This is a genomic window from Microbacterium sp. T3-8 (assembly GCF_055398145.1).
In genome coordinates this window covers 880,345-906,805 of record NZ_AP027918.1, presented here as the reverse complement: position 1 = coordinate 906,805, position 26,461 = coordinate 880,345, and the positions used below count along the sequence as shown (strand labels likewise).

The 26,461-nt window shown below is 71.9% G+C and carries 16 protein-coding genes; all 16 read right to left on the bottom strand.

Annotated elements, in window-relative coordinates:
* Window positions 1-26: 26 nt before the first annotated feature.
* Complete coding sequence (locus ACZ5Y9_RS04270; protein ID WP_464472380.1) at window positions 27-1,487, bottom strand: RDD family protein; 1,461 nt, start codon at window positions 1,485-1,487, stop codon at window positions 27-29.
* Window positions 1,484-2,209, bottom strand: a complete 726-nt coding sequence (locus tag ACZ5Y9_RS04265) for a hypothetical protein (protein WP_372491565.1) — start codon at window positions 2,207-2,209, stop codon at window positions 1,484-1,486. Before ACZ5Y9_RS04265 ends, ACZ5Y9_RS04270 begins: the two co-directional genes overlap by 4 nt.
* Window positions 2,206-3,837: a serine/threonine-protein kinase gene (locus ACZ5Y9_RS04260; RefSeq protein WP_247623536.1), complete on the bottom strand. Its 1,632-nt coding sequence runs from the start codon at window positions 3,835-3,837 to the stop codon at window positions 2,206-2,208. Before ACZ5Y9_RS04260 ends, ACZ5Y9_RS04265 begins: the two co-directional genes overlap by 4 nt.
* The gene (locus ACZ5Y9_RS04255; protein WP_247623537.1) at window positions 3,834-5,276 is read right to left on the bottom strand and encodes an FHA domain-containing protein; all 1,443 of its coding nucleotides are present in this window, start codon (window positions 5,274-5,276) and stop codon (window positions 3,834-3,836) included. Before ACZ5Y9_RS04255 ends, ACZ5Y9_RS04260 begins: the two co-directional genes overlap by 4 nt.
* Window positions 5,276-6,091 carry a PP2C family protein-serine/threonine phosphatase gene (locus tag ACZ5Y9_RS04250; RefSeq protein WP_247623538.1) on the bottom strand — a complete coding sequence of 272 codons (816 nt, stop codon included), beginning with the start codon at window positions 6,089-6,091 and terminating at the stop codon, window positions 5,276-5,278. Before ACZ5Y9_RS04250 ends, ACZ5Y9_RS04255 begins: the two co-directional genes overlap by 1 nt.
* Complete coding sequence (locus tag ACZ5Y9_RS04245; protein ID WP_464472379.1) at window positions 6,088-7,479, bottom strand: RDD family protein; 1,392 nt, start codon at window positions 7,477-7,479, stop codon at window positions 6,088-6,090. Before ACZ5Y9_RS04245 ends, ACZ5Y9_RS04250 begins: the two co-directional genes overlap by 4 nt.
* A complete protein-coding gene (locus ACZ5Y9_RS04240) occupies window positions 7,476-9,902 on the bottom strand; it encodes a transglutaminase TgpA family protein (RefSeq protein ID WP_464472378.1) in 2,427 nt (808 codons plus the stop codon). The genes ACZ5Y9_RS04245 and ACZ5Y9_RS04240 overlap by 4 nt, the downstream gene beginning before the upstream one ends.
* The gene (locus ACZ5Y9_RS04235) at window positions 9,899-11,161 is read right to left on the bottom strand and encodes a DUF58 domain-containing protein (protein WP_247623541.1); all 1,263 of its coding nucleotides are present in this window, start codon (window positions 11,159-11,161) and stop codon (window positions 9,899-9,901) included. The genes ACZ5Y9_RS04240 and ACZ5Y9_RS04235 overlap by 4 nt, the downstream gene beginning before the upstream one ends.
* Window positions 11,161-12,132 carry an AAA family ATPase gene (locus ACZ5Y9_RS04230; RefSeq protein ID WP_247623542.1) on the bottom strand — a complete coding sequence of 324 codons (972 nt, stop codon included), beginning with the start codon at window positions 12,130-12,132 and terminating at the stop codon, window positions 11,161-11,163. The genes ACZ5Y9_RS04235 and ACZ5Y9_RS04230 overlap by 1 nt, the downstream gene beginning before the upstream one ends.
* Before the next feature lie 58 nt (window positions 12,133-12,190).
* Window positions 12,191-18,280: an Ig-like domain-containing protein gene (locus ACZ5Y9_RS04225; protein WP_247623543.1), complete on the bottom strand. Its 6,090-nt coding sequence runs from the start codon at window positions 18,278-18,280 to the stop codon at window positions 12,191-12,193.
* A gap of 152 nt (window positions 18,281-18,432) precedes the next feature.
* Window positions 18,433-19,176, bottom strand: coding sequence for a hypothetical protein (locus tag ACZ5Y9_RS04220; protein WP_464472377.1), 744 nt, complete (start codon window positions 19,174-19,176; stop codon window positions 18,433-18,435).
* Window positions 19,173-20,000 (bottom strand): PP2C family protein-serine/threonine phosphatase, encoded by an 828-nt coding sequence (locus ACZ5Y9_RS04215; protein WP_247623545.1) that lies wholly within the window; start codon window positions 19,998-20,000, stop codon window positions 19,173-19,175. The genes ACZ5Y9_RS04220 and ACZ5Y9_RS04215 overlap by 4 nt, the downstream gene beginning before the upstream one ends.
* Window positions 19,997-21,556: a DUF5684 domain-containing protein gene (locus ACZ5Y9_RS04210; protein ID WP_464472376.1), complete on the bottom strand. Its 1,560-nt coding sequence runs from the start codon at window positions 21,554-21,556 to the stop codon at window positions 19,997-19,999. The genes ACZ5Y9_RS04215 and ACZ5Y9_RS04210 overlap by 4 nt, the downstream gene beginning before the upstream one ends.
* Window positions 21,553-24,102, bottom strand: a complete 2,550-nt coding sequence (locus tag ACZ5Y9_RS04205; protein ID WP_464472375.1) for a transglutaminase domain-containing protein — start codon at window positions 24,100-24,102, stop codon at window positions 21,553-21,555. Before ACZ5Y9_RS04205 ends, ACZ5Y9_RS04210 begins: the two co-directional genes overlap by 4 nt.
* Complete coding sequence (locus ACZ5Y9_RS04200; protein ID WP_464472374.1) at window positions 24,099-25,469, bottom strand: DUF58 domain-containing protein; 1,371 nt, start codon at window positions 25,467-25,469, stop codon at window positions 24,099-24,101. The genes ACZ5Y9_RS04205 and ACZ5Y9_RS04200 overlap by 4 nt, the downstream gene beginning before the upstream one ends.
* A complete protein-coding gene (locus ACZ5Y9_RS04195; protein WP_247632997.1) occupies window positions 25,466-26,455 on the bottom strand; it encodes an AAA family ATPase in 990 nt (329 codons plus the stop codon). Before ACZ5Y9_RS04195 ends, ACZ5Y9_RS04200 begins: the two co-directional genes overlap by 4 nt.
* Window positions 26,456-26,461 lie beyond the last annotated feature (6 nt).

Here is a 26,461-nt window from a genome sequence, read left to right as displayed (position 1 = left end):
TCCGGCGGTGGGGCACTCGGCCCCGGTCATGCGTGTTCCACCCGCATCGTGCGGTCGCCGAAGCGCACGGTGTCGCCCGTGCGCAGCTCGGCGGGGTGCCCGGCGACGAGCGGCGTCTCGGCTCCGTCGCGGATGATCGCGCTCCCGTTCGTCGACGCACGGTCGACCACGAACACACCGCGGCGCGCGGGCATCACGGCCACGTGGGTCTTCGAGACCGACCGGGTCTCATCGGGAACGGGGATCAGCTGCGCCTCGCCCTCGCCCGCCGCGGCGGCGGGCGCGCGGCCGAACAGCGTTGTTCCGCGCACCTCGACGCGCGCGCCCGAGTCGAGCACGAGCACGGCGCGGATGCCGTCGCCGGCGTCGGCCCGGGGAACGGATGCCGGAGCGGGCACTGCCGGAGAAGGCGATGCCGGAGCGGGCACTGCCGGAGAAGGCGATGCCGGAGCGGGCGCCGCCGGGGCCGCGACCGCGGGGCCGGGTTCGACCTGCGCCGGGGGTGCGGGCTGCGCGACGGCGGGTCCCGGAGCGGGGGCCGCCGGCGCCTGGGGCGGTGCCACGACGGGCCCGGCCGGCACCGAGGCCGGCGGTGCGGGCGAGGGCACGGCCGGGGCGGGAGCTGCGGCCGGGGCGACCGGGAACGCGGGAGGGGCGCCGGTCGCGAGCGACGGCGGCACCGCCGCGACCATCGAGCCCGGAGCGGCGGCATCCGTCTGCTCCGGCTGCGGCGTCTGCGACCGATGCGCGCCGATGACCCCGCCGGAGAGACGCGCGCTCGGCACGTACTCGGCGGGGGCGTCACGGTCGACCGGGGTGGCGAGCGAGGGCAGCGGCGCCTTCTCCTCGTGCTCCGAGATCTTGACGCTCTTGCGGGCGATGCGCATGCGCTTCTGGTCGTAGGGGTTGAGGCCCCGGCGCACGTCGACGAACCAGGTGCCGGCGGCGAGGTCGAGCCACCCGCGCCCGCGACGTTCGATGTCGAAGAGCGGCGACAGGGCGATCACGAGCACCGGGCCGATCACGGGCACGATGAGCGAGGCGGAGGCGACGAGGTAGCGCACGACCGCTCCGCGCCAGAACTTCGGGCGTTCGAGGGTGCGCACGTTCACCGAGCGGATGCCGCACACCGCCTTGCCCAGCGTCACACCCTTTCGCCCGTGCATCACCAGTTGCACGATCACGTAGGCCAGGGTCAGCACCTGCGAGACGGCCAGCGCGACGATCACCCAGACCAGGTCGCCCCGGGCGAAGAACGCATCGACGTCGAACCCGCCGGAGGCGATGTCGGCGAGGATCGGAGGCAGCACGATGAGGGCGGGCAGGGCGAGGAGCACTGCGACGGCCGCCTCGAGGAGCGAGGCGAGCACGCGCGATCCCTTGCGCGCGGGGAGCAGCCCGAGCGAGGCGGCGTAGGCGGGATCCGGGCGTCCGTGCGCGTCGAGACCCTCGACGACGGACGCGCCGTCGTCGATCTCCCAGATCACTCCTGCTCCCCTTCGACCTCGTCGGCGTGCGAGATGTCGAGCAGCGGGAGGTCCTCGCGACTGACTAGACGCGAGGCGATCACGTGCTCGACGAGGCGGGCACGGCGGTTGGTGGCGAAGCTGCGCTGCCCTCCGCGCATACCGGGTACGCCCACGCGGTCGAACTTGTCGCACACGTTGTCGAGCTTGCGGTTGAAGCGGGTGACGGTCCAGCCCAGGCGCTCGGCGGCCTTCACCGACGTGGGGATGTCGCTCATGCCCGTGCCGTCGCGGCGCAGCTGCGGCTCGGCGAGCGCGAGGATCAGCAGCTTCTGGCTGAGGGTCAGGGGCACGTCCCCGATGGTCGACGCACCGCCGTCGTCGTGGTCGCGCCGGGTCGCGCGGAACGCGGGCTCGGCGGCGTGCAGGGTGAGCTCGTAGGTCGTCGGCCCCGCGCTGAAGACCACCGTGGTCTTCTCGAACACCAGCGGCAGTCGGGCGCCAGGCGCGAGCCAGGCCTGCACCCCGCCGGCCGAATCGGTCACGGTCGCCGTCAGCCGCGTGCCGACGTTCGACAGCCACCACAGCCCGTCGGCATCCGTGATCTCGAGGAAATGCCGGTGCAGGAAGAGGTTGTCGTCGAGCTCGAGATCCCCCTCCCGGCCCACGATGAATCGTCCCCCGCGCTCGATGGGGAAGTACTCCCCGGCGAACTCGACGGTCACTCCGGTCGTACCGCTCACTCCACGCACCCCCGTACCGGCTCCGAGGCTCTTCCGTCCTCGCGCCGAAGCATCACTTCGATGCACACGATATCGCCCGCCGGGCTCTCGACCTGCACCGTCGTCTCCGCGGTCTGCTTCTGCTCGCCGACATCGTCGAGGCGCACCTGGTGCCAGAGGTAGCTGTCGCCCTCCTGCGGAGAGGGGTTCGTCCAGGTGAACGTGACGGTCGAGCCCTCCCGCGTGCCGGTCGGCGCGGCGAGCGTGGGCACCACGTCCGGCACGACGTCCTGCGGCTGCGCGTCCTCGGATGCCTGAGGGGCGGGTTCGGGCTCGAGACCCGCGACGAGCAGGTTGAGTCCGACGATTCCGCCGATCACGAGCACCACCGCTGCGGCGGCGAGACCGATCCAGAGACCCGTGCGCGAGCGCCGGGCACTCGTCGCCGCGGGCGCGGGAGCCGCCGGGGAACCGGGTGCCGGCGGAGCCGGGACGAACGCCGGGGTCTCGGGCGCGACCACCTGCGGCGCGCGGAGCAGAGTGTGCTCGTCGTCGGGGACGGGCGGGGGCACCGGCGCGGCCGAGGGGCGCAGCTGCGTCTGCTCGAACGCCGAGGGCGCGACCGGTGCGTCGAAGCGGGGCACCTCCGGCGTGCGCGGCGGGGTGTGGCGCTGCGTCGTGGCCGAGGGCCGCGTCGACGTGGCCATGTCGGGGTCGATGCTGACGACCTCGCGCACCCGGGTCAGGCCGTCGTCGTCGTCTTCGAGCTCTTCGGCGGACGGATGCTCGTCGACGATGTCGATCGGGGTGACCGAGTGCGACAGCTCGATCTGCACCTTCTGCAACGCCCGCGCGAACGCGACCGCGCTCGGGAACCGGTCGTCGGGGTTCTTCGCCATGGCCCGCTCGAGCAGCCGCTGGAGGCTCTCCGGGGAGTCGGGTCGGCCGAGGTGCGGCAGGGCCGCGCGCTCGATGCGCTCGATGAGGTCGGCGCTGGAGTTGCGCTCACCCGGTCGCTCGAACGGCGAGCGCCCGGCGAGCAGCGTGAACAGCGTCGCTCCGAGTGCCCAGACGTCGGTGCGCGGGCCGCTCGTGGGCGGCTCGGCGAACGACTCGGGCGGCGACCACGGGATCGACATGCCGGATGCCTCGGTCGTCGCACCGGTGGTCGACGCGATGCCGAAGTCGGTGAGGGCCGGGCGGTTGTACTCGGTGACGAGGATGTTCGCCGGCTTGATGTCGCGGTGCAGCACCCCGGCGCGATGCGCCGTCTCGACGGCGCCGGCGACCTGCACGCCGACACGCAGCGCCTCGGCGACCGAGAACGGCTCCTTGCGGGCGCGCAGCTGCAGGTTCGGGCGCGGGCAGTACTCCATGACGAGGTACGGGCGGCCGTCGCCCGCGACACCGGCCTGGTAGATCGTGACGATCGCGGGGTGCGTCGAGAGCATCGCCATGACGTTGGCCTCGTCGGCGAACTCCTGGGCGGATCCGCTCGAGATGCGGTCGGCGAGCAGCACCTTCACGGCGACCCGGCGGCGCGGCATCTCCTGCTCGTAGAGGAAGACGTCGGCGAAGCCGCCCGTGCCCAGCGGCTCCACGTAGGTGAAGCCGGGAAGGACGGGCGGCGGTGACGGGCGACGATTCACGGCAGGTCCTCGAAGGCGACGGTGATCCCGTCGCCGAGGTCCACCACGTCGCCGGTGAGCACGAGCGTCTGCTCCCCCGGGTGCAGGCGCACGGGGTCGGCGCCCGGACGCAGCAGCGTCGACCCGTTCGTGGTGTGCAGGTCGATCACGACCACGGTGTCGCCCTCGGGGCGCACCTCGAGGTGGCTGCGGGAGATGTCCTGCTGCGGGCTCTCGACCGCGATCAGGTGCGGGAGGCTCGCCCCGCTCGCCCGCGTGGAGCGCGGACGACGCCCGATGATCACGGTGCGATCGAGTTCGACGACCTGTCCGCTCGACACCCGCAGTCGACCGATGGTCGGGCCGTCGGATGCTCCCGCGACGGGCAGCACGGCGGTCGGCGTCTCGTCGGCCGAGGCGGGCTGCTGCCGCAGGGCGCGCAGTTCGGCGGCCGAGATCGTCGCACCGTCGTGGTCGCCCTGGGCGGGGAGTGGCGGTACCGGCGGGGCATCGGCCGGCGCCGGTGCGGTGTGCACCGTCGCCCCGAAGAGCTGGTCGAAGATGTCGTCGTCGTCGGGGGTGATCGTGTCTTCGGTGGGCACCAGGGTGGCATCCTCGATGACGGGCAGAGGAGCCGAGTCGGAGGACTGCTCGGGGATCTCCTCGGTCACCGGCGCGACCGGCGGCTCAGCCACGGGGGCATCAGCCACGGGAGCATCCGGCACGGAAGCATCCGGCACGGGAGGCGCGGCCGGAGGCGTCACGGCCGAGGGAACGGGCGGTGGCGTCACGACCGGGGGCGACACGACCGGGGGCACCGGGACGGCACCGACGAGCGGGGCGCTGACGGCGGCATCACCTCCGAGCGCTGCACCTCCGAGCGCTGCACCCCCGAGCGCTGCACCTCCGAACAGGGCGAGCGGCACCGGGGCGGCGGCGAGCGCCGTGGCCGAGGCGCCCTCGTGCGTGGCGACGACGACCGGCGCCGGCCCGAGCGCACCCGTCAGCGGAGCGGCGTCGTCGGATTCGAGATCGGCGCTCACCGCGGCCGCGCGCACGATTCCGGTATGCACCGGCAGGCCCGCGTCGCCCTCGACGGTCTCGACGGTGATCTCGATGCGCGTGGCTCCGCCGATGAAGCGCTCGCTCCACGTCGTCACCTCGGCGCCGGAGAGTTCGTGCGCGCCGTCGACCGCGGTCACGCGGGCGGCGACCCCGCCGCGCAGCGCGATGCGCACATCGGCGCCCTCGGCGACCGCCGCGACGAACGGCGGCAGCGCGGTGAACGACCCGCCCGCCTGCGTCGTGAGCACGTCGACCACCGTCGCCAGCGTCTTGTGCGCGGGGAGCCGCTCCCAGAGCGTCGACACGACCTCGGTCGGGGCATCCGGCGGCAGCGCGACGAGCGCGCCGGGGATCACGATGAGATTCCACTGGCCCGGGCGATAGATGGTCTGCATCAGCGACCCCCTCCTGCTGCGGCTTCACGCGGACGCGTGTTCATGTCGATGTCGTCGTCGGTGGCGAGCAGTGTGCCCGGGCGCGAGGCGACCGAGACGGCATCGGCGATGACGACGGTGATGTTGTCGCGCCCGCCGGCGGCCACGGCCGCCTCGATGAGCGCGTCGGCAGCCCGCTGCGGGTCGGGCGTCGTGCCGAGGATGTCGCGGATGCGCTCGTCCGACACCTCCGAGGTGAGGCCGTCGGAGCACACCAGCATCCGATCGCCCAGCTCGGCCGGGAACATCCAGTAGTCCGCGTCGCCGGTGCTGGAGGCGCCGATCGCCCGGGTGATGATGTTGCGCCGACGATCGGTGAGTGCGTCGAGCGGCGTGAGCTCGCCCGCCTCGATGAGTTCCTGCACGACCGAGTGGTCGACGGTGATCTGCTCGAGCTCGCGGTCGGCGAAGCGGTAGGTGCGCGAGTCTCCGATGTTCACCGCGAGCCAGTAGCCCATGCCGTCGACATCGGCGATCACGACACCGCTGAGCGTCGTGCCCGCACGGCCGTTGCCCGAGGTCGACAGCTCCTCGACACGCTCGCGGGCCGTGGCCAGCGCCCGGCGCACGTCGTCGAGTTCGAGCGCCGCGCGCCCGATCGAGAAGGCGAACTCGGCGATGACGGCCGCGCTCGCGCGCTCCCCCGCCTCATGCCCGCCCATGCCGTCGGCGACGACGAACACGGGCGAGGTGGCGAGGTAGGCGTCCTCGTTGAGCGGTCGGCGCAGACCCGCGTGCGTCGCCGCGCCCGACGAGACGACCAGTCCGGGCCTCATGCGTAGCCCCCGACCGTGACGATGCGGTCGCCGATCTCGATCGCGTCACCGAGCCGGATCGGCACGCGCTGACCGGGCGGGCAGGCGATGCGCTGACCCTCGCGCACGATCGTGGTGCCGTTGGTCGAGTGGCGATCGAGCACCCATCCGCCCGAGGTCTCGGCGGCGGCCTCGAAGTGCGTCTTCGACAGCGAGAGCGTCTCGTCGCGCACCGCGACCGTCGCCGCGCCCTCCTCCGGGGAGGGGTTGCGGCCGAAGACCGTGCGCCGCGAGACCGAGACGCGGGTGCCGTCGTCCCACGTGAAGACGAGACGGTGCCCGGGGATGCTGATGCGGGTCGACTCGACGTCGGGGTCGTCGACGAGCGGTGCCGGGGCGGGAGCAGCCGGCGCGGCCGCGGCGGCCGGGGCGGGCGCGGCAGGCGCCGGTGCGGTGACCGGTGCCGGGGGCGCGGGCGGCGTCGGCGCGGATGCCGGGGCGACGGGCTCGGGCTCGGCGGGGGCCGGGGCCGAGGCCTGGGGCTGCGGCGGGCGGGGCGGAGCATCCTGCGTCACGCCGGGGACGAAGGCGATCAGGTCGCCGCCCTCGCCGATCGGCGCGGCCGGTGCCACCGGCGTCGCCGGGGCGGGGAACACGGGCGCCGACGGCGCGTAGGCCTCGGCCGGAGCGGGCGGGCTCTGCGGAACCCCCGCGGCTGCGGGAGGAGCAGCGGGCGACTGACCGGGAGCGGCCGGCGGTGCGTAGGGCGAGACCGCAGCGTGCGAGGCCGATGCGTACGGGGTCGGGGCATGCGGGGCCCCGTACGATCCGGGGTGGGGCAGACCCGGGATCGCGGGCGGCTGCGACGGAGCGGTCGGCGCGAGGGACGTCGGCGACGCACCGTCGACGGTCGGCATCGCCGTGGTCGCCGGCGCCGCGATCGGCACGATCCCGCCCTCGGCGCGGGCGTCGAGCACGAGCGAGCGGCCGACCTTGTCATGCCATCCCTGGAAGCGACCCGACCCGTCGAACAGCGGCGTGAAGTACCCCACGACGATGCCGGCGGCGAGACCGAAGATGATGTTGCGCAGCAGGGCGCGGCCGAAGCCGATCGACGACCCGTCGGTCTCCGACACGAGGCGCAGGCCCTGAGCGCGCATGCCGATGGAGCCCGCACCGGCCTGCATGTTCGTGTAGACCACGAACCAGCCCAGCAGCACGAGCCCGACGAGCGGCCCGCCGATGGTCACCGTGAGCAACGACGCCTCGAGCCCACCCGAGAGCGCGGTGGCGATGCCGAGCACCACGCTGAGCACGATCGCCAGACCGCCGGCGATCAGCGCATCGATGAGGTACGCGACCGCGCGTCGGGAGATCGGGGCGATCTGACCGAAGGGGAGCTGGGTCATGGGTTCTCGCTCTCGGGGGCGGTGGTGCGGTCGTTGTTCTCGATGGTGCCAGGTTCGCGGCGTGCGCGCGCGTCCGCGGAGTCGGCGACGCGGGCGGCCGCGGCATCCTTCAGGTTCTGGAAGCCGTGCGAGAGAGCCGTTCCGCCGAGGAGCGAGCGCAGATTCGCCCGCGCCTTCCAGCGCCGCCAGAAGCCGGCCTCCTTGCCCAGGCCGCCGACGATGTCGTCGACCTCGCTCCAGAACGCCTCGACATCGGCGGGCGTCGGATCGGTCGGGCCGAAGATCTCGGCATCCGCCCGCTGCGCCAGCGCGGCCGCCTTCGGTACATCGAGCGTGGCGACGACGGTCGCGGCGTCCTCGACGCGCGTGCCTCCCGGAGCGATCCGCGCGCCGTAGTCGGTCGCACGATCGGTGAGCTCGTCCCACCCGCCGCTGATGCGGTCGGAGGTGCGCGCGGCGCTGCGACGCGCACGGCGCTTGGCCGCCTTCCACGCACCGATCACGATGAAGGGCGAGGCGAGGATGGCGAGGATCGCGAGCGTGATGCCGCCGATCGCGAGGATCGCGCCCAGGATGCCGAGGATGTTGAGCGTCTCGTCCTCGGACTTGCGGTCATCGGGCAGCGTCGGGGGCAGATCGACCGGCTCCTGCGGCGGGGGCGGCGGCTGCAGCACCTGCGGCTTCGGATCGACGCGCGGCTTGGTGTTCTGGTCGTTCGGCACCTGGTCCTCGGGAGGAGTCGGGTTGAACGGCAGCCAACCCACGCCCTCGAAGTTCACCTCGACCCAGGCGTGGACGTCGTCGCCGGTGGCGGCGAACTCGGCGGCCTTCGCGTCTTCCTCGTCGGGGTAATACCCCATCACGACGCGCGCGGGGATGCCGACCTCGCGGGCGAGCAGCGCCATCGCGACGGCGTACTGCTCGTCGTCGCCGATCATCTGGTCGCCGCCCACGAGGGTCGAGATGCGCTCGGCGGTGTGGCCGGCGCGAGAGATGACCTCGCCCTCCAGACCGTGGCTGAAGAACCCGCCGTCGGCCAGCATCGTCTCGAGCGCCCGCACCTGCTCGATCGGGGACTCGGCATCCGCGACCGTCTCGGCCGCGAGCGAGGTGAGCTCCTCGGGCACGTTGCTCTGCTTGGGCTGGGTGACGTTGCCGAACTCGACCTCGGCGAGCCGGTCGTCGTCGATCTCGTTCGGGATGACGGTGTCGACCGTGTAGGTGTCGCCCGCCGTGAGCCGCGGCGTCGCCACCGCGGTGCCGGTCTCGGTGTTGTAGAACGTGCCGCGGCGCAGCTCTTCGGCGCGGTCGCCCGTGTACTCGATCTCGGAGACCGCACCGGCATCCGGCACCCACACACCGCCGTACTCGGCGATCTCGACCTGCAGCGTGACCGGGATTCCCTCAGCCTCGGGCGACATGTCGGAGCGCAGCGGCGTGAACGCGCTCGACGACCCCGGTCCCCCGTCGGTGACGTTGTAGACCATGCCGTCGAACTGGTCCATGACCGCGATGCGGATGCGCGCCTTCTCGGGCAGGCCCCGCACGGTGAAGAGCGTCTTGACCTTCTCGTCGCGCACGTTCTTACGGAACGCCTGCAGCGGGCTCGGGTAGTCGCGGATGTCGAACGGCGGGATGATCACGTCGCGGAACACGTGGCGGGTCTCGGCGGGAGCGGCGATGGCCGACGAGGCGATGCCCGCTCCCGCGGCGATCGCGAGCACGGCCGCTCCGGCCAGCAAACGGCGCAGGCGCATGTGGGCGGCACGCGAAGGGTCGACCTCGCTCACCGAGACGGCCGAGTTCTGCGGGGCCCACAGCTGACGCAGTGCCATCCAGGCGATGGCCACGACCGCGAACACGAGTCCCTGCACGAGCGGGAACGCCGCCTCGGGAGTGCCGAGCGCGATCACCAGCACGAGCAGCGTGCCCGCGGGGATCAGCGCCCAGGCCACGTTCGACAGCCGAAGAGCGAGCGAGGCCGTGACGGTCGACGCCACGAGGGCCAGCAGGAACGGTACGAGCAGGTGGCCGTCGGCGGCCGAGACCGGGGCGACGGTCGTGAGCATCTGCTTCCACGACGTCACCACGCCCAGCGCGAGCTTCTGGAGCGTCTCGATCGTGGGCACGAAACCGGCGATGGTCGTGCCGGGCAACGCGAGCGCCCCACCGAAGACGAAATACACCGCGATCGTGAGACCGGTGATGATCAGGATGCCCCAGCGACGCCAGGCCGAGACGCCGGCGACCGCCAGGCCGAGGAGGAGTCCGCCGATCGCCGCGGGCAGGAACGACCCGCCGGCGAAGGTCGGCCAGAAGCCGAGGAGTATCGCGCCGACGAGCAGGGCGGTGGCGAGGAGATCGAGGATCCAGCGGCGCAGCGGAAGGGCGGTCGGCGCAGCCGGGATCGCGGGCGCGGTCATGCGAGCACCTTCTGCAGGGCGAGGGGGATCTGCTCGAGCGCGCCGATCGTGACGACGTCGGCGTCGCCGATGCGCCGCAGCTCGGGCGAGGAGAGCGTGGAGTCGGTGACGATCGCGAGCACCCGCGCGCCGAAGGGCAGGCGCGCGCACGCGAGCCGGAGATCTTCGGTGCGCACCTTCGATCCGCACACCAGCACGACGATGCTGGCGAGCGGCATGCTCGCGGCGAGCACGCCGGCGAGTTCGGCGATGCCGCCCTCGCGGGGCTTGGAGTTCTCGACGGCCGAGAGCGAGTCGAGCAACTGCTTGCCGGTGCTCGAGGGCAGCTCCCTGCCCTGCACCCGCATGTCGACGCGCTGCGAATCCCGCAGCGCGCGCAGGCCGATCGATCCGGCGGCCGAGATCGCGAGCTCGAAGTCCTCGTCACGGGCGTAGTCGCCGGTCGAGCGCGAGAGGCCGATCACGAAGTGCGAACGACGGGTCTCCTCGTACTGCCGCACCATCATGGTGCCGGTGCGGGCGGTCGACTTCCAATGCACGTGACGCAGGTCGTCGCCGGGCTGGTACTCGAGGAGGGCGTGGAACGAGACGTCGTCGCGCGACAGGTCGGCCGCCGGCATCCCCTCGAGGTCGCGCAGGAAGCCGAGCGACTGACCGTCGAAGAGGATCGTGCGCGGGTGCACGAACAGATCGACCGGGTCGTCGCTGCGGCGGGCGCGCTCGAAGAGACCGAGTGGATCGCCGCGCACGACGCTCACCGGACCGACCTTCACGACGCCGCGCTTCTGCGTCGGGATCGCGAAGAGCTCCTCGGCCTCGGCTCCCGGGGCGAGGCGCTGGATGCCGAACTCTCCTCGTCCCGACCCCACCGGCAGCACCACGCGCGAGGGCAGGATGGCGCGCGTTCCGAGGTTGGCGAGCTTCAGGGCGCCGATCGCCCGCTCCCCCACCACGACCCGGGTGCGGGCGAGATCGAGCGAGACGTCGTAGGCCGTGCGGCCGATGAGGAACAGAGCGCACAGCGCGACGACGATCGCGATGACGAGGGCGGTAATCGTGAACTCCACCCACCCGGCGACCTGCCCGAGGATCCAGAACCCGACCGCCAGGCCCATGAGCACCCACGCGAGCGGACGCACCGCCTGCGCGATGAGACGGAGGCGCGCGAGCATCCGCACACCGACGACCGCCGCGATGTCGCGCCAGCCGGCGTCGCGGTCGATCGTGGGGTGCGTGCTCTGCAGGGCCTCCGTGGTCATCAGGCCGCCGTTCGCGCCTGCGGGGCCGCCACGGAGTCGAGAACCCGCGCGATCACGGTCTCGCTCGACGTTCCGGCGAACTCGGCCTCGGCGTCGAGCAGCATGCGGTGCTGCCAGACGGGGCGGGCGAGGACCTTGATGTCGTCGGGCAGCACGAAGTGGCGGCCGTGGGCGGCGGCCCAGACCTTCGCGATGCGGATCATCGCGATCGCCCCGCGCACCGAGACTCCGAGGCGGGTCGCCGAGTCGGTGCGGGTCGCCTCGGCGAGCTCGGCGGTGTACCGCAGCACGGCGGGCTCGACGTGCACGGTCGCGGCGAGGTCGGCCATGTCGGCGACCGCGCTGGTGGTGATGATCGCGCCGAGGCCGGCGGAGGGGTTGCGGTCGGATGCCCCGGCCAGGATGCTCTCGGTGACGGCGAGGTCGGGGTAGCCGATCGACGTCTTGATGAGGAAGCGGTCGAGCTGGGCCTCGGGGAGCTTGTAGGTTCCGGCCTGCTCGATGGGGTTCTGCGTCGCGATGACGAGGAACGGGCGCCCGGTCTCGTGCGTGACGCCGTCGACGGTGACGCGCGACTCCTCCATGACCTCGAGGAGTGCGGACTGCGTCTTCGGCGAGGCGCGGTTGATCTCGTCGGCGAGCACGATCGACGCGAAGATCGGCCCCTTGTGGAACTCGAACCGGTGCTGCTGCTGGTCGTAGATCGTGACGCCGGTCACGTCGGACGGCAGCAGGTCGGGGGTGAACTGGATGCGGGCGCTGGTGCCCTGCACGGTGGCGGCGAGAGCCTTCGCGAGGCTCGTCTTGCCCGTCCCCGGCGCATCCTCGAGTAGCACGTGCCCCTCGGCGAGCATCGCGGAGATCACCAGGCCGACGATCTCCTGCTTGCCCTGCACCGCCTTGTCGACGTTCTCGACGAGACGGTGGAAGGTGCCCTGGAACCAGGTGGCCTGCTCGGGAGTCATGGTCATGAGTGTGTCGTTCCCTGTTCTCGTGGGGTGTCTTCGCGTGCGGGGGTGTGGTGCGGCATCACTGCCAGACCCTGTGCTCGTAGGCCGTGCCGTCGATGACGACCCAGGCCTCGATCGTTCCGCGGCGCATGCCGAGGTAGCAGCCGATCTGCTGCTCGAAGTTGCCGTTGCCGTCGGTGGTGACGTTACGTCCGCCGAACGTGCCGCCGTAGGGTGCGGGCGCGTTGCTCGCACACTGCAGGTACATGGTCTTGTTGGGCGGGAAGTCGCGCATCGTGACGTAGAAGTACGCGCAGGTGCCGTCGTTGCAGTTGTCTTGGCCGTTCGCGTTACCGCTCGAGGTGACCCAGGCCTTGGGCGGCGGCTTCGAGCCGGAGGTCTCGCTGGCGGATCGTTCGATCGTCTGACCGGCGGAGTCCGTCACGCGCACCGTGATGGAGTGCTGCTGGCTGTAGCCGTTGCCGACCGTGCGCGAGCCGGTCGCGCCGACGTCCTCCCATCCGCCGCTGTCGATCCGGATCTGCACCGAGCTCAGCTCGCGGCCGTTCATCGACTGGTTGCCGTTCCACTCGAACGTGACGCTCGTCGCGTTCTGGCGGGTCGAGAGCCCCGGCTGACTGAGCGGCCCGTAGGGACGGCCCGACCGCGTGGCAGAGCCGTCGCTGGCGTAAGTCGTGCCGTCGACGGTGGCGACCGCGCGCAGCACCACGTTGTAGGTCGTGCCGTTGGTGAGGCCCGAGATCACGTTGTTGCCCGGGATGCCTGCCCAGCTCCCCCCGCCGTTGAGCGAGTACTGGTACTGCACCTCGTTCTCACGGGCGCCGTTGCGCGCACCCTGCGTCCACGCGAGCGTGAGTGCCCGGTCGCCGTCGGTGACCGACGAGAACGAGGGCGCACTGGGCTTGTTCACACCGCGGCGCGGCGCCGACATCGGGCTCCACTCGCCCCAACCGGCCTTGTTGATCGCGCGGATGCGGTAGGTGTACGGCGTCTCGGAGGTCGAGACCGTGACCGCCTGCGTGCGGGCGCCCGCATTCGGAGTGAGGGTGTTGCGGAGGGTGTTGCCCTCCCACACCTCGAGCTGGAAGGAGTCGATCGCGTCACCGTTGGCGCTGCCGGGCTCCCACGAGACCTGCATCTGCGCCTGGTTGCCGACGCCCTGGATCTCGGCGGTCGTGGGCGCGGCGGCGGGCATCGGGGGCCCTGCCGGGATCTCGGATGCAGACCATCCGCTCCAGCTCGACGGCTCGGGCGCACGATTGTGGGCCTGAACGCGCACCTGGTAGTTGCCGCCGTTCTCGAGGCCCTCCCAGGTCATGGAGTTGCCCGTGACCTGCTTCTGCGTCACGCCGGACGGCGGGGCGGGCGAGATCTCGAGGGTGTAGCTCTCGACCGGCGACCCCGGGGTGGTGGGCGTCTGCCAGCTCACGTCGAGCGACTTGTCGCCGAACTTCAGGGTCGGCGGGTTCGGGGTGTCGGGGCGCGCGTCCGGCCGCGCGATCGCCGAGCCGCCCGAGGGCTCGGACTCGCCGACGCGGTTGGTGGCCGTGACCTGGAACGAGTACTCGACGTTGTTGGTGAGGCCGTCGAGGGTGCAGGTCGTCGAGCCGCACTCCTTCGAGTACGGATTGCCGGTCACCGAGCGCACCGTGTACTTCGTGATCTCGGCGCCGTTGTTCGAGGGTGCGCCGTACGAGACGACGACCGTGCGATCCTGCACGCTCGACACGGTGGGAGTGCCCGGGGCATCCGGCACACCCTGCACGGTCACGATGATCTGGCCGTTGGCCTCGCGGTCGGGATCCTTCGTGGCGTCCTGGATGCGGTAGCGCACGACCATGGTGCCGACGAAGTCCGCGGCGGGAGTCACCACGACCTCGTCGCCCTGCACCTCGGCACCGCCCGACCCCGACTCGGTCGACGCGTTCATGAGCTTGAGCGGCGTCTCGGGGAACGGGTTGAAGTCGTTCGCGAGCACGGGCACCGTGATGCTCTTGCCCTGGTCGGCCTCCGAGATCGTGTCGGTGTTGGCGGCCGGGAGCGGACGCGTCGACGCCCCGACGCGCACCGTCACCGTGCCCTCGACGGGGTCGGTCGTGCCGTCGGAGATCTCGAGCTTGAGCGAGGCGACCGTGCCCTTCGCGACATCCGAGCCCGCCTCGACGAGCAGCTCCTGTCCGTCGATCCGCGCGCTGATGCCGTCGCCCGCGCCGCTGACGTACTTGTACGTGTGCACGCCGGCGTCTTCGGGATCGGGGTCGGTCGTCAGCGGCACGAGATCGAGGCTCACGGGGTCCTCGCCCGCGGCGACGACCATCTCGGTGCCGATGAACTCGGGCTGCTGGTTGTCGGGCGGCAGCACGTTGATCGGGATGCTCAGCGTGGCCTTGCGCCCCTCGGGGTCGTCGGGCCCGGTGCCGTCGGTGACCTCGAAGGTGAGCGCGTCCTGCCCGAAGTAGCCGTCGGCCGAGGTGTAGACCAGCGTGGTCTCGTCCTGCACGAGGTCAGCGCCGTTCGCGTGCACGGCGCTCACGCGGGCGTGCTCGGTGATGCGGGCCGTGCCGCCGCCGGCGACCGTCACGTAGTCGGCGAGCGGCACTTCCTTGGTCTCGCCGCTCATGACCTCGAGCGGCTCGGTGGAGTCGAGGATCGGGCGCAGGTCGGACTCGGCCGGCACGAAGATGAACGCGGATGCCTCGAGGCCGTCCTGGTCGGTGAGGGTGTAACGGATGAGCTGGAGCTCTTCCGTGACGGTGACCCGCACCATCCCGTTCTCCAGCTGCGTCGCGCCCTCACCGAGGGTCACCTCGAGCCGATCGGTGGTGCCGTCGGGGTCTTCATCGTTCGCGAGGATGTCGATGTCGGCATCCATCGTCCCCTCGGTGAGGTCGGTGGGCCGCACGCGGTCGTCGCGGGCGATCGGCGCCTGCAGCGGCACGTCGTCGTCGACCGTGATCTGCAGCGCGGCGGTCGCGGTCGCGCCGCGGGTGTCGCGGATCGTGTACTGCAGCGAGGTCTCGAGCGGACGATCCGGCGCCTGCACGAGCACGCGATCGCCCGAGACGCGCGCTTCGATGCCCGTCTCGGTGGGCACCTCGAGGCCGTCTTCGACCAGCACGATCTTGTCGCCCTCGGGGTCGGAGTCGTTCTCCATCACGGGCACGGCGATCTCACGACCGGGTCGCACGACGACGGCATCCTTCACCGCATACGGCGCCTGGTTGACCTTCTCGGCGGGGGCGATGCCGACGCGGATCGTCGCGATGCCCTCCTTGCCGAGGCGATCGCGCACGCGGTACTTGAACACGTCGACACCGGCCGAGCCGTCGAAGGCCTCGTAGGTGAAGTAGTTCTGCGCGGTCTCGGTGATGCGGCCCTTGGTCGGGTTGGAGGCGATGTCGATCAGCTCGACCGAGTCGCCGTCGGCGTCGATGCCGTCGAGCGGCACCGCGATGTTGGCGGTCGACCCGGCGAGCACCCGCGCCACGAGGTCCTGCGGGCGCGGAGCGGCGTTCGTCTCCTCGTCGACCGGCAGGATCTGGATGGTGACGTAGCCGGCATCCTTCTGTTGACGTGAATCGACGGCTTCGTAGGTCAGGTAGACCGTCTTCGCGACCGGGCCGGCCTTGAAGCGCACCGTGTCCTGCGACACGAAGGCCTCGCCGTCCTCGGGATCGACGAGCGGCTCGACGAGCTCGGGCACGACGTGCAGCACGTCGTCATTCGGGTGGGTGTCATTGTCGAGCACCGGAATCGTGACGACGTCACCCGCGCGCACGGTCGCGGTGTCATCGTTCACGACGGGTTGGAGCAACTTGTCGGGCGCCGGGATCGGGATGACCACGACCTCACCCTCGGCCGACTTCGAGCCGTTCGAGATGCGATACGTGATGCGCGCCTGATCGGTCAGCGCACCCTGGTCGGTGATGCGCAACGTCTCGTGGTTGATGACCGACACAGAGATGCCGGAGTCCTCCTCGATCGACACCGACTGCACGACGAGGATGCCGCCCGCGGGGTCGACGTCGTTCGCGAGCACACCCACGAGCACGTCGCCACCGGTGGGCAGAAGTGCGACGTCGCGCACGGCGACCGGGGGCAGATCGGTCTCGGTCGCCTCGAGCACGTCGACGCGCACGATGCCCTCGCCGTTCTCGGGACCGGCCGTCGCAAGGTACAGCACGTAGTAGGTGTCGGCCTTGTCGGCGCTGAAGGTGAACGTCTTGTTCGGGGCGTCGGGCAGCACGGTGGCGCCGGTCACCTCGCTCACGCGACCGAGGCGCAGTGGCTCGCGGCCCGAACTGGTGTCGTTCGCGAGCGGGGCGATCGTGACCTGCTCGCCGACGCGGGTCACCACGTGATCGGCGTTCGTCTTCGGTTTCGTCGATCCCTCGGGGCGCACGTCGAGGGTGAGGGATGCCGTCGCGCTCTCGCCGTAGCCGTCGGCGACCGTGACCTGCACCTCCTTGCGGCCCTGCAGGCTCGCGGTGGCCTTGTAGGTGATCTGGCCGTCGGTGCTGAAGTCGACCTCGTCACCGGGAGCGGGGACGACGTCCTTCAGATAGACGTCGTCGCCTTCGGGATCGATCCAGTCCGGGAGGATGTTGTACGAGACCGTGCCGCCGGTCTCGATCGTGAGGCTCGTCTTGCGCTTGGGCACGGGAGCGGTGTTGATGCTCTCGTCGTAAACCGTGAGGGTGACGGTCGCCGTGTCCTTGCCGTCCCGACCGTCGTCGGCCTCGTAGGTGAAGGTCGCCGAGCCCTTCGCATCCTCTGCGACGGCGATCTGCAGCGAACCGCCGTTCTGCACCTGCTGGATCTCTCCGATCGACGGCTGCGCCTCGACCAGCGTGGCGACCAGCACGTCGCCGTCGGGGTCGTTGTCGTTATCGAGCACCGGGAGCATGGTCGTGACACCGGGGCGCACGCCGAACGAGTCGTCCTCGGCGATCGGAGGGGTGTTCTCCTCCTTGCGCTCGGGCAGAGTCGTCTCGACGGTCTCCTCGGTGGAGTCGTCCTCGTTCTCGGTCTCGCCCTCGGGCGGGGTGAGGTCGTTCCAGTTATCGACGCGCTGCAGGCTCTCGTCGGCCAGCCAGGCCGCACCGCCGACGGCGTCGTTGAGGATGATGACGTCGCGGTTCACGCGGAACACCAGGCTCTGCGACTCCTCGGCGCCCTCGACCGTCGCATTGACGTCGTTGGTGCTGCCGGGGCATTCGCGGATGAACGTCGCCGTCCCCGCCCAGGCGCCGTACGTGCAGCCGCGCAGCCAGACCGGCGCGGTGGGAGTTCCGGTGCCCCCGGCCTGGGTCGTGCTCGGCTCGCTGCCGTCGAAGGGCAGACGCACCAGGGCATCCGGGGTGGCGATGGCGACGGCATCCGTCTCGGCGGATGCCTGCTGCAGCACCGCCTCGTTCGCCCCGGGGAGTTCGGCGCGGAAGCCGCCGGGAGAGGTGACGATGCCGGCTGCGGCGTCGAGCACGACCGGGGTCGTGCCGACCACGGTGATGGTGGGCCGTGCGGAGGTGTCGATCTCGCCGACGGACGCGGCCGAGGGGGCGCCCGCCTCGCCCTCGGCGTCGACGGGGACCGTGACGACCTCGCCCCGCTCGGCCGAGAGACCGTAGACGGTTCCGTCGGTACCGACCGCGACGTCGGCGTCGGCGCCGAGCTCGGCGACCGGGTCCTGCACCTCGGGTTCGAACCCGGGCACGCCCTGCACGGGGACGACCCACAGCTCGCCCGTCTTCTGATCGAGGATCGCGGTGGTGCGGTTGCCGAGGGCGACCTTCGAGGCGGCGGGGATCGCGGCCGAATCGCCGAGGGCGACGCGGGCGGGATCGACCGCGGTCATCGTGGAGGCGCTCTCGTCGACGACGAGGATGTTCGTGGCATCCTGCAGGATGTCGTAGTTCTCACCCGTCGTGCGCAGCCCGCCGTCGAGCACCGTGGACTCGTGGTTGAAGTGGCCGACCAGCAGGCTCGACGTCTTGGTGATCCAGACACCGCCGTCGTTCAGGTCGACCTTGGTGGTCGGGAAGCCTTCGTAGGTGAAGGCCATGGTGGTGATCGCGATCACACCGACGGTGACGCCGGCGGCGGACGCCAGCGTCTTCGGTCGCGCGCGCATCCAGGACAGCGCCTTCATTCCGTGTTCCCCCCACAGGTCCGTGCTCGACTGGGGCCGAACGGCCTCGGGCCGCTCGGCGCACCTGATCATCCTAACCGCGCGCTGGAATACCGCCGCATGGGGAGAGTTCCCCATGCGGTTCGGTACGTGTCAGGCGAAGCGTCGCGGCGTCAGGCGAAGACGACGAAGCCGAGCGTCACGAGCCCCGCGACCGACACCGCGCAAGCACCGACGAAGGCGAGGAGCGCCGTGCGACTGCGGCGCACTCCCTGCCGCGCCACGGATGGGAGCCCCGGGTCCTCGATGCGGGTCGGTGCCGGACCGCCGCCGACCGCGGGCGGGGCCTTCGGCACGAGGGGAGCCGGGCGGGGCTTGTAGATCGCCGGCGGCTCGGGCTCGGTGGGGCGCTCGAACGAGACCGGTCCCCGAGGGATCGTCGCATCGAGGTCGGACGGATCATCGAACACCGTGGTCCGCCGGCGACGCAGGCCGCGCCGGGGACGCACGATCGTCTCCTCCAGACCCGACGGCGCGACGGCAGCGCCGCCCGAGCGATCGACGACGACCGTCGACTCGTCCGGCTCGAACGATGCCGGGCGGGCGCGGTCGACCACGACGGTCGCCTCGTGGTCATCGTCCGACGATGTGTCGCGGGTACGGTCGACGACGATGGTCGCCTCGTCGATGTCGGATGCCGCGGGGCGGGAGCGCCCGACGAGCACCGTCGCCTCGTTGTCTTCCTCGACGTGCGCCCCGGCATCCGTCTGCGACGACGCCGGCTGCGACTCGGCATCCGCCTGCACGGCATCCGCCTGCACGGCATCCGCCTGCACGGACTCCGCCTGCTCGACCGCGCGACGACGGTCGCGTCGCGTGACGATGACGGTCTCCTCGTCGATGCTCTCGTCGGTCATCGCGCGCGCACCGGGATCGTCGTGCCCTCGAGCATCGAATCGGTGCCGACCGACACCGCCAACCGGCCGGCCGTGTCGTCGTCACGGCCGGCGCGCAGGCCGCCGGCGACGACGTCGATCACGACGACCGAGACGTTGTCGCGTCCGCCCGCCTGCAGCGCCCGGCGCACCAGAGCGGATGCCGCGGTCTCCGGGCGTCCGCACATCGTGAGGGTGGCGCGGATCGCCTCGTCGCTCACCTCGCCGCTGAGACCGTCGGAGCAGAGCAGCAGGCGCTCGCCGTCGATCACCGGGAGGAGCCAGCTGTCGGCCTCGCTGTCGGCCGCGCCGATCGCGCGGGTGATGATGTTGCGCTGCGCGAAGGTCGCGAGGTCTTCGGGACGCATCTCGCCCGCGTCGACCATCTCCTGGCCGAGCGAGTGATCGATCGTCAGCTGCACGAGATCGTTGGCGTGATGGCGGTAGACCCGCGAGTCGCCGACGTTGAAGACGAGCCAGTGCGGCAGTCCTTCGTGCTCGACCAGGGCCACGCCCGAGACCGTGCTGCCGGCTCCCTGCTTGTGCGCGGCGGCGATCGACTCGACCACGGCGGTCGCGCGTCCCAGCGCCAGACGCACGTCATCGATCGTGACGGCGGTGCCCCGGAGTGGCTCGAAGGCGGCGACCACCGCGGCGCTCGCCCGGTCGCCGGCCTCGTGCCCGCCCATGCCGTCGGCCACGAGGAACACGGGGGCCGCGGTGAGCAGGGAGTCCTCGTTCGCGGCGCGCTTGAGACCGGTGTCGGTCAGTGACGCGACATTGAGGACGACCTGTTCGACGGTCACGAATCGCGCTCCGCGATCACGTGCATCCCGACCTCGCCGAGGATGAAGCGTCCGGTTCCGACCACGCTCTCGCCCGGGTCGAGCAGCACCTCGGTGCCGTCCTCGGCCACCACGACGACGCCGTTGGTCGCGTGCAGATCGGTCAGCCGCCACTCGTCATCGGTGACGACGAGTCGCGCGTGGGTCTTCGAGAGGGTGCGGGTCGCATCGGTGATCGACAGACGCTGCTCGCCCGGATCGCCCACCGGGTTGCGTCCGATCACGACGCTCGCGCCCGAGAGCGCGAAGCTGCGGCCATCGTCGAGCACGAGTGAGCGACGCACTCCGCGCTTGCGTGCCACGACGACGGTCGCCTCGAGGTCGTCGTCGACGGCGACCTGGCGGGGCTTGATGATCGTCTGTGCGAGGTCGTCGGCGAGCAGGTCGTCGGACTCGGCGTCGTGCGCGAGCAGAGCCTCCGCCGCCGACGTCTCGGTCGGCGCGGCGGGAGCGACCGGAGGCGTGGCGATCAGGGGGACGGGACGGATTCCGGGTGCCGGGGTCTCCGTCACGGGCGGCACCGTCGCGGCCGGAGCGGCCGGGGGCGCCGGGGGCGTGAAGACGGGCGGGGTCGGGGCGAAGGCGGGCGGCAGCGGGAACTCCTCGGCGGGACCCGCGGGTGCGGCCGGAGCGGCGAGAGGCACCGGGGCGGCGGCCGGAGCGGGCGGAGCGGCCGGCGGCGCGGCCGGAGCGGAGACGACCGGCGGCTGCGGAGCGGGTGCCGTGGGCGGAGCAAAGGACGGAGCCGGCGGCTGCGGGGCGGGGGCAGGCGGCTGCGGCGCGGCCACGGAAGGCGCGGCCTCGGAAGGCTCGGGCGCGGAAGACTCGGGCGCGGAAGACTGCGGAACCGGAGCCTGCGGCGCAGACGCGGGAGCCTGCGGGGCAGGGGCGAACGCCTGCCACTCGGCCGGGATCCCGGCGTTCCCGGCGGGCGGGACGGATGCCTCCGACCCGGCGTTCGTCGAGCGCGGGGCCGGGATGAATCCCCCCGACGGAGCCGCTCCGGCGTGTGCCGAAGCGGGGCGCTGCGGCGCGAAGGCCGGGAGCGCATAGTCGCGGGTGTCTCCGGTGGTCGGCTCGAGCAGCGGCTGCGGGGTGCGGCGCGGGCCCGGCTGCAGAGCCGCGAGGCGGTCGCCCTCCGGGTACGGCGGCGCCCCGGCGGCGAGGATCGTCGCCCACACGGGCGGCAGCAGGATCGCGAGCACCGTCGACCCGGCGCCGCGACCGAACTGCTGGTTGATCCGATGCGTCGCGATCACCTTGAGATAGATGCCGTAGATCTGCACGATCGGGATCAGGTAGAACACGACCTTCCAGGCGGCGACGCCTCCGCGCGCGAGGATCTCGGCCTCGTTGAGGATGGGCACCCAGCCCTTCCACGCCTCTCCCCCGAGCCGCGGGAACAGGCGCGACAGCGCCACCGCGTACCAGACGTAGATGCCGAGGCCGAGGAGCAGGCCGACACCCCATCCGATGAGGAGCATCGAGAGCAGTCCGGACTCTGCTGACGGTGTCATAGGGTCTCCTTCTGCCGGTCGTGGGGCGAACCGGCTACTGCGAGCGTACCGATCACCGGACGGCGACCCGCGAAACGAGGACCGCTCGTCGGCCTCGCCCGGCTCAGCAACGAGGTGAGGCGCACCCGCGCGACCAGCCGCCGCCACCGGCTGTCGGCCGTCGACAGCGCGGCTCGTTCGTCGTCGACGATCTGCCAGGCGGCGACGGCATCCGCATCGGTGGGCGGATGCCCCGCGAAGATGCCGCGGTCGACGAGCACCGCGAGCCGCACAGCGGCCGAGCGATCGGTCGACCGGGCGCGCTGCACGCGCGTGCCCTGGGTCTGCAGGGCGACGTCGTGATCGGTGTACAGGTCGACGAGCTCTTCCCAGGCGCCCGCGAGCCGCACCTCGGGATCACCGGCGTCGCGCCGTGCGCGTGCCCGGCGGCCCTTCGCGATCAACAGCACCAGCAGGGGAAGCGCCAGGAGCACGAGCGCGAGGACGCCGAGACCGACGGCGCGCAGGATCGGCAGCAGAACGGCCAGGAACTCCGATTCGGGGGCCTCCAGCGGCGGAGCGTCGTCGTTCGAGTCGCTCTGCGCCTGCGGCGGATCGAGCGCCTCCGAGCGCGGCTGCTCCGGCACGGTCGGATGCTCGGGCAACTGCTCGCCCTCGGTGATCGCACTCGGCAGCATCGCGTACTGCGGCGTGACGTCGATCGGCATCCATTCGCCGCCGGTGGACCGCACCTCGACCCAGGCGCTCATGCTCTCGCCCGTGCAGACCTCGGTGCAGGCCGGGATGCCGGGCACCTCCTCGGCGCCCGCGAGACGCGCACCGATGACCACGCGCGACTCGAGGCCCCAGTGCTCGGCGAGCAGCGCGGCGGCCGTCGAGAACTGCTCGTCGTCTCCGATCGCCGACACGAGCAGCTCGGGCGCGGCATCCGACCCGGCCCGCCGCTCCTGCTCGACCATCGCGGTGAAGACCTCTTCGATGCGCGCCGCCGAGTGACCGGCATAGCTCGAGGCGAAGCCGTAGCCCTCCGCCCCGTCGAGTGCGGCGATCCACCCGGCCGACGCGGCGTCGTCGAGCACCGCGTGGCTGAGGTAGCCGCGCGAGCGCAGTCGGTCGATCAGTTCGACGTAGCCGGCGCCGGTGCGCGGCTGCTCCTGCATCTCGGCCCACTCGACCAGCGCGGGGAACGCGTCGGCGTCGAGCGTCGAGTCGCCGCCCTGCAGCGGCGCGATCCCGTCGCCGGTGGCCGGAGCGTCGACGAGCACCGAGTACCGGTCGCCCGGAACCAAGCCGCTCCCCCCGCCCGGAGCATCCGCGATCGTGATGGCCGTGTCGCCGTCGGCGTCGATGTGGAACCCGTCGGCGAGAGCATCCGCCCGTGATCCGGCGAACGCCGGCGCCTCGGCGAGTCCGGCGGGGGTCGGAACCCAGATGCCCCGGTAGGCATCGCCCACCGTGATGTCGAGCGCGATACGACCCTCGCCCGGGCCGGCCGTGCGCGGGAGCCGGCTGAAGCGGTCGTCCTCGGCGATGTGGAAGTCGTTGCCGTCGTAAGCGTCGAGCGTGACGAGACGGACGCGATCGACGGCTCCGGGGTTGCCTTGCACGCCGAACACGGTCTCGTCGAGGCGATCCCCCGCGAACCACGCGCGGTAAGAGCCGAGTGGGCTGGTCTGCTGCTGCACGACGATCATCGGCTCGACCTCGTCGCGCAGCACCGATCGGTCGGTCCAGCCGGCGGCGACGGGGGCCGCCGCGACGCCGGCGACGAGCGCGACGACCACGAGCGCGCCCGCGAGCAGGTGCCGGCGGATGCTGAGCCACACCGGTGCCGCCCGGCGCGAGACGCCGGTCGCCGCGACGATGCGCAGCGCCTGCGCCCGCTCGATGCGCGCCCGGCCGATCACCCAGACCAGGGCGGCGGCGAACACCCCCACCCCGATGAGCCACTCGCGCGGAGCGGGCACCTCGATGCCGAAGACGACGACCGGCGAACTCGTCGCGCTCAACCCGAAGGCCACTCCGAAGACGCTCATCGCGGCGACGACCGGGACCGCCGCCAGGGCACGACGCCCGGGATGGAGGGCGAGGAAGGTCGCGAGGAATCCGCCGAACAGCATCACGACGAGGAACGGGATGAGCACCGCCTGGTACTCGCCGAGCGGCGGGGCCAGGGTCAGCATCTGCTTCCAGCCGAGCACGACGCCGAACACGGCGTCGCGCAGGCCGCCGAGGAACGCGGGCACCGACGACAGCGCCGAGGGGATCGCCAGGGGGACGGCGACGATCAGGTACATCGCCACGGCCGCGAGCGCGGCGAGCAGAGCGCCCCAGCGCAGCATCCGCGCGAGGACCGCCACCCCCATCCCGAGCAGGCCGCCGGCGACACCGACGACGAGCGCGCGCGGCGACTCGTACACCGGCCAGGCGGCGGCCGTCGCGAGCGCGATGCCGACCGCCACGAAACCGAGCGCCCAGAACGTGAGGGCCGAGAACCGGAGTGCGGGGCCGTTCGCACCCCGGAGAGGCGTGCGCGTGCCGCTCATCGGAGCGCTCCTCGGGCCAGCATCTGCGGCAGATCGCCGAGCGCTCCGAGGGTCATGACCGACAGCTCGCGGGCCGTGCGCATCGTGGGCTGCTCGCCGAGCTCGCTGCGCACGGCGACGGCGTCGACCTGGGCGGGCAGCTTCACCGCGGCGTGCCGCAGTCGCTCGAGCGGTGTGCGCGATCCGGTGAGCAGGAAGCCGATCGAGAGGTCGGGGTAAGACTGCACCGTCAGCGCTGCCACGGCCTCGAGGCGCATGACCCGGTCGGACGCGTCGAGGGTCGAGGTCGCGTCGAGCATCGCCTTCGGGGTGACGGTCGGAAGGGTGCGGATCGACAGCACCTCGGTGCGACTGTGCTCGGGGATCTCGTTGCTCACCGAGAACAGCACGTCGCGGCCGTCGCGCACGCCCTGCAGCGCGAGGGATGCCGCGGCGCTCACCGTGTTCTCGAACTCGTCGTCGCTGTCGTACGACTCGGCGTCGAGGTCGAGGATGATCGCGATGCGGGCGTGCCGGGACTCCTCGTACTGCCGCACCATGAGCGTGCCGGTCTTGGCGGTCGACTTCCAGTGCACGTGGCGCTGCGAGTCACCCACGACGTATTCGCGCACGGCGTGGAACGACAGGTCGGCGTCGACGAGCGTCGTGCTGGGGGTGCCGTCGAGGTCGCGGATGAGCCCCGCACTGGTGCTCGGGATGCGCACGGTGACCGGGTGCACGTGGATGCGCTGCACCTCGGGCCAGCGCATCTCGCGGCGGAGGATGCCGATCGGGTCGCCACGCGTGATCGTCATCGGCCCGACGTCGATCACGCCGCGACGGTGCGCCGCGATCGTGAGCTCTTCGCGGTGGTGCCCGTCGGGGCGCAGCAGCGGCACGTGCGCCTCGACCAGGCCCTCGCCGACCGGAACGTCGACCACGCCGGGCAGCGACAGGCGGCTGCCGTTGTTGCGCACGTCGAGCGTCGCGCCGATCTCAGCCCCCGCGACCACACGATCACGGTCGAGAGCGAGGTGGATGCGGTAGTCGTGCGCGCCCAGCACGAAGGGCACGCACACGATCAGGAGCACCAGCGCGATCGCGGCCACGGCCCACGCCTCGACCCAGCCGAAGAGCAGCCCCGCGACGACGCCGAGCACCAGGGCCGCGGCCACGAGCATGCCCGCGGCCGTCACCGTCTCGCGCACCCAGCCGGCCGTGCGGCGACCGACGCGAGTCACGGTGCGAGCCGCTCGGCGCATGCCGAACACCGCTCCCCGCACGGGGCCGCGGCGCGTACGCGAGTACCGCGTCACCGTCGCCGTGCGCGTCGAGGTCGACGTGCCGGCGGTGGTGCGGGTCAGGCGCGATTCGGTGTTGAAGCTCACGCAGTGCCGTTCTCGCGCGGGGGTTCGACGTCGAGCAGGATCTGGCCGACCACGGCGACCGCGGTCACGCCGTCGAACTCGGCCTCGGGCTCGAGCACGAGTCGGTGCGCCAGAGCGACGACGGCGAGCTCGCGCACGTCGTCGGGGGTGGCGTAGGTGCGACCGTTCTTCGCGGCCCAGGTCATCACGAGCCGCGACAGCGCGATCGCGCCGCGCACGCTGGCACCCAGACGCACCTCGGATGCCCGGCGCGTGGCGTCGACGATGCGCATGATGTAGTCCGAGACGAGCGGGTTCACGTACACGCCGCGCGCCATCTCGGTCATCGTCAGGATGGTGTCGGTGCCGACGATGCCGTCGAGCACGCGGGTCGGCTGCGCCGCACCCTGCAGGATGCGCATGGTCGCCGCGTCATCGGGGTAGCCGATCGAGGTCTTGATCATGAAGCGGTCGAGCTGCGCCTCGGGCAGACGGTATGTGCCGCCCTGCTCGATGGGGTTCTGCGTCGCCATCACGAGGAACGGCGAGCCGACCGGGCGGGTGACGCCGTCGACCGTGACGGTGCCCTCCTCCATGACCTCGAGCAGCGCGGACTGCGTCTTGGGGCTCGCGCGGTTGATCTCGTCGGCGAGCACGATGTTCGCGAACACCGGACCCGCGTGGAACTCGAACGTGCCCTCCTTCTGGTCGTACACGGTGATGCCCGTGACGTCGCCGGGGAGCAGGTCGGGGGTGAACTGGATGCGCGTGCTCGTGCCCGAGATGGTCTGGCCGATGGCCCGGGCGAGCGCGGTCTTGCCGGTGCCCGGGTAGTCCTCGAGCAGCACGTGCCCCCCGCTGATGCCCGCCGCGAGCACCAGCTCGACGATGTGGCGCTTGCCGAGCACGACCTGCTCGACGTTGCCGGTGAGGATCGAGAACGTCTCGGCGAACCAGGCGGCCTGTTCGGGGGCGATGGTCACGGGTGCAGCGGAGGAAGCAGGCATAGGAGC